Here is a 4,403-nt window from a genome sequence, read left to right as displayed (position 1 = left end):
TGTCTCGGTGGTGGTCTCGGGGTTGTAGTCGACCAGGAACTCGTGCCAGCTCGGGTCGACCGACGAGGGGTCATCGCGGAACTTGCGGTACATCTCCTCGACCAGCCATTCGTTTTGCCCGAATGGTGAAATGTTGCTCACGGCCGCTGTTCGCCTCAATTCTTTTGTCCTGCAGGCGCGCTGTACGCGTTATCGGCGGCAACCAAATCCCGCGACGGTGCGGGAGCGTTTTCGCCCCAATAAAGGCTAACCTTTCGCGGGCAATCCGCGAGAGGCACCGGGTGAGGCCGCCGTTAGCCGACCTCGTGGACCGGCGGCAACAGCCGTAGCGTGCTCGGCCAGCGCGAGGGTGGCAAGCCGAACGCGTGGCGGGCGTTGTGGACGATCTTCTTGCCCACCATCCGGTTGCCGGCGCCGCCGACCACCGCCCCGATGCCGACCGGCAGCGCCTTGCCAAACATCAGGGCGCCCTTTCGCAGCGTGTATCGCTTGACGAAGTAGCCGAGCATCCGGGTGTTCATCCGCGACAGCGTCGGCAACGGCAGCGACGCCATGCCCTCGGCCAGCCAACCCCCGTTGGTGCGGCCCGGCCCGATCAGCTCGCCGATGGCGCGTTGGCTGTCGTCGCCGACCAAGACGGAAAGGACCAGCGCGCGGCGACGTTCGCGGTGGTCGGCCGGGATGTTGTAGACCACGGCCTTGGCCAGCACGAACAGCGCGGTGGCCTCGATGAAGAAGACCGTCTCCCCGGCGCCCGCGGACACCGCCGTCAGCGTCCCGACCCCGGGAAACGTCGCGGCCGAGCCGACCGCGGCGCCGCTGGCCGTCAGCGCCGCCAGGAAGCGCTTCTCCAGCTTGGCGTCGATTTCTGCCGGGGTGGCGCCCGGGTGCGCGCGACGCAGCCGCGACACATAGGCCTCCGCCGCGGGCCCGTGTATCCGGGTGCTCCGCTCGATGACCTGCGCCAATGCCCGCGCCGATGCCTTCGGCCGGCCGCCCTGGCCGCCCGCCGCCTGCTCCGGCGTCGACATGCGCGACGCTCTGTTCCGTCGGGCCCGCATCCTGCCTCGCTTCCACATGTCCTTCCAGGCTAACGTGCGCTCACCGATGCGCGGCCGAGCGGCGCATTCGCCCACGCGGGATAATGCGGGCTGGGTGACGATTCGAGCCGTCGGTGCGAGGGGGTTAGGCCACATGAACACGGCGACGCCTTGGTCGCCGGGGGGGAACCGGCGCGCGGGGCCGAGTCGCGCCGAGTTCATGAATGTCTGGAACTCCCTGCTCGCGGCGGGTCCGCGGAATCCCTGGAACGCGCTGTTCGCGATGATGATCGGCTTCTTCATGATCATGGTCGACTCCACGATCGTCGTCATCGCCAACCCGACCATCAAGATCGACCTGCACACCGGGTACGCCACCGTGGTCTGGGTGACCAGCGCCTACCTGCTGGGGTGCGCGGTGGTGCTGCTGGTGGCCGGCCGGCTCGGTGACCGGTACGGCACCAAGAACCTCTATCTGGCCGGGCTGGGCCTGTTCACCGCCGCGTCGCTCTGGTGTGGGCTATCGGGCAGCGTCGCCATGCTGATCGCCGCCCGGGTGGTCCAGGGCGTCGGCGCCGGTGTGCTGACCCCGCAGACGCTGTCGATGATCACCCGGGTGTTCCCGCCGGAGCGGCGCGGCGTCGCGGTCAGCGTGTGGGGCACCACCGCCGGCGTGGCCACCCTGGTCGGACCGCTGGCCGGCGGCGCGCTGGTCGACGGGCTGGGCTGGCAGTGGATCTTCTTCGTCAACGTCCCCATCGGCGTCGCCGGGCTGGCGCTGGCCGCGTGGCTGGTGCCGGTGCTGCCCACCCAGGCGCAGCGCTTCGACCTGGTGGGCGTCGCGTTGTCCGGGCTGGGCATGTTCCTGATCGTCTTCGGCCTGCAGGAGGGCCAGGCCGCGCACTGGCAGCCGTGGGTCTGGGCGATGATCGTCGCCGGTGTCGGGTGCATGTCGGTGTTCGTGTACTGGCAGGCCGCCAACACCCGCGAGCCGCTGATCCCGCTGCGCGTCTTCGCCGACCGCGACTTCGGCCTGTGCAACGCCGGGGTCGCGGTCACCGCGTTCGCGATGACGGCGATGATGCTGCCGCTGCCGTTCTTTTTGCAGGGCGGGTGCGGGCTGTCGCCGACGCGTTCGGCGCTGGTGATCGCGCCGATGGCGGTCGTGGGCGGCGCGCTGGCGCCGTTCGTGGGCGTGATCGTCGACAGGTACCACCCGGGGCCGGTGCTCGGGTTCGGCTTCTCCACGATGGCGGTCGGGCTCACCTGGCTGTCGTTCGAGATGTCCCCGTCGACGCCGATTTGGCGGCTGTTGCTGGCGTTCGCCGTCATCGGCGTGGGCAGCGCGTTCGTGTGGTCGCCGCTGACGGCGACCGCGACGCGCAACCTGCCCACCGAACTCGCCGGCGCGGGTTCGGCGGTCTTCAACTCGGTTCGGCAGCTCGGGGCGGTGCTCGGCAGCGCGGGCATGGCCGCGTTCATGACGTGGCGGATCGGTTCCGAGATGCCGTCCGACGCACCGTCGGCCTCGGCAGAGGACGCCGCCGCCGTGCAGCTGCCCGAGTTCCTGCGCGAGCCGTTCGCGGCCGCGATGGCGCAGTCGGTGCTGTTGCCCGCGTTCGTCGTGTTGTTCGGCGTCGTCGCCGCGCTGTTCGTGCTCGGGTTCGCCCCTTCGGCGGACGCGGGCGGCGAGCCGGCGGACTGGGGAGACGTCGTCGACGACGACTATGACGACGACGAGTACGTCGAACTGCGGCTGGTTCGTGAACCGGACGTTGCGCCACCGGCGCCTGCCCGGCCGGTGCCGGTGCGCCAGCCGGTGCCGGCCGCACCGATCGGCTTCGCGCACAACGGGTCTCGCGTCGACGGTGGGAAGCGGTTTCGCCCGATGGCGTCGCCGGGCCACCGCTACCGCCCCGATCCCGACGACGACCCCGCCGGCTACGGCCGGCACTCGGGCTAGTGGCGATCGCAAGCGCGGCGTAGCCGGGCGCAGCGGGTCGCCACCATCGGGCTAGTGGCGATCGCAAGCGCGGCGTAGCCGGGCGCAGCGGGTCGCCACCATCGGGCTAGTCGCGCGTCAGCGCCAGGAACGCGCCGAGGTCGATCAGGCCGGCGGGCGTGCCGGGCAGGTACTCGGTGAGCAGCCGCGAGCGCACGATCACCGCCGCGTACTGCGCCCTGCTGATGGCGACATTGAGCCGGTTCCGGTTGAGCAGGAACGAGATCCCGCGCGGCACCACGTCGACCGACGAGGCCGTCATCGACACGAAGACCACCGGGGCCTGCCCGCCCTGGAACTTGTCGACGGTTCCGACCCGGACCGCGCCGAGCCCGACCTCGGCGAGCCGCCGGCGGATCAGCGTCACCTGGGCGTTGTAGGGCGCCAGCACCAGCACGTCGTCAGCGGCCAGTGGGCGGGTGCCGTGTTCGTCGGTCCACGCCCGACCGAGCAGCCCGCGGATGTGGGCGGCGATCGCGCCGGCCTCCTCGGGGCTCTCCGTCGAATTGCCTTGGTGTTCCACGGCACTCACGTGCACCCCGGGGCGTTGCCCTACGAGGTGGCGCTCTTTCGTGCACGCGTGCGATTGCAGCCGGCATTCGTAGGACAGCGCGGAGACCGCGGCGCATACCGCCGGATGCATGCGGTAGGACAGGTCCAGGAAGTAGCCCCGCTCGTCGGGCAGCGTGCGCCCGCCGTCCACCAGCCAGTCCAGCGCCGACGTGTCGACCGGTTCGGGATGCGTTCCCTGGCTGACCTGTGGCAGCTGCTGCGGGTCGCCGAGCAGCAACAGGTTGGCCGCCGCCGGCGCCACGGCGATGGTGCTGGCCAGGCAGAACTGGCCCGCCTCGTCGACCACCAGCAGGTCCAGGCTGCCCGGTGGCACCCGGTTGGCGTTGGCGAAATCCCAAGCGGTGCCGCCGATCACGCAACCGTCGTGCTCGGCGATGAAGGACGGGTATTCGTCGGACTCGATCTCCCGCCAGCGCGGGGCGTTGTGCCCGGCGGGTTTCTTGGCGACCCGGCCCGGATCCAGCCCGGCGTCGATCACGCAGCCCAACAGGTTCTCCACCGTGGCGTGCGATTGCGCCACCACGCCGATGCGCCAGCCATGTTCGGCGACAAGGCTTTTGATCACCCGGGCGGCGGTGTGCGTCTTGCCGGTGCCCGGCGGCCCGTGCACCGCGAGGTACGACGAGTCGAGATCGAGGGCGGCGGCGGTGATGTCGGCGACGGTGTCGCCGGTGCGCGGCAGCGGGGCTTTCGTGCGCGGCGCCCGGCGCAACAGGACGTCGATGACGGCGGTGGACGGCAGTGTCGGCAGGTTGGCCGCCAGGGCGGTGGCGGTGGTCTCGATCGAG

At 70.8% G+C, this 4,403-nt stretch carries 4 protein-coding genes; 1 reads left to right on the top strand and 3 read right to left on the bottom strand.

Annotated features, from left to right (window positions below; translation table 11 throughout):
* Together A5706_RS35190 and A5706_RS07760 are read right to left on the bottom strand one after the other, a co-directional pair.
* Nucleotides 1-141 (bottom strand): hypothetical protein (locus tag A5706_RS35190; RefSeq protein WP_197517780.1); only part of this gene is annotated, 141 nt, incomplete at its 3' end.
* Between the two features lie 152 nt (nucleotides 142-293).
* Nucleotides 294-1,061, bottom strand: a complete 768-nt coding sequence (locus A5706_RS07760; protein ID WP_068128803.1) for a hypothetical protein — start codon at nucleotides 1,059-1,061, stop codon at nucleotides 294-296.
* 133 nt (nucleotides 1,062-1,194) lie between these two features.
* Here A5706_RS07760 and A5706_RS07755 point away from each other — a divergent pair, with 133 nt between their 5' ends.
* Nucleotides 1,195-3,003, top strand: coding sequence for an MFS transporter (locus tag A5706_RS07755; protein ID WP_082964239.1), 1,809 nt, complete (start codon nucleotides 1,195-1,197; stop codon nucleotides 3,001-3,003).
* Nucleotides 3,004-3,109: 106 nt separating this feature from the next.
* On the opposite strand, the gene A5706_RS07750 is transcribed toward A5706_RS07755, so the two are convergent.
* The coding region (locus A5706_RS07750) for an ATP-binding protein (protein ID WP_156767010.1) at nucleotides 3,110-4,403 on the bottom strand (1,294 nt) is incomplete at its 5' end.

Source organism: Mycobacterium sp. E796, from assembly GCF_001672815.1.
In the GTDB taxonomy this organism is placed as follows: domain Bacteria; phylum Actinomycetota; class Actinomycetes; order Mycobacteriales; family Mycobacteriaceae; genus Mycobacterium.
Note: the sequence above shows the minus strand (reverse complement) of the source record. Positions and strands in the feature narration are given on the sequence as shown.

Excerpts from the sequence above, each read along its gene's own strand:
- A5706_RS07760 (WP_068128803.1), bottom strand. The coding sequence starts at position 1,061 with ATGCGGGCCCGACGGAACAGAGCGTCGCGCATGTCGACGCCGGAGCAG.
- A5706_RS07755 (WP_082964239.1), top strand. The coding sequence starts at position 1,195 with ATGAACACGGCGACGCCTTGGTCGCCGGGGGGGAACCGGCGCGCGGGG.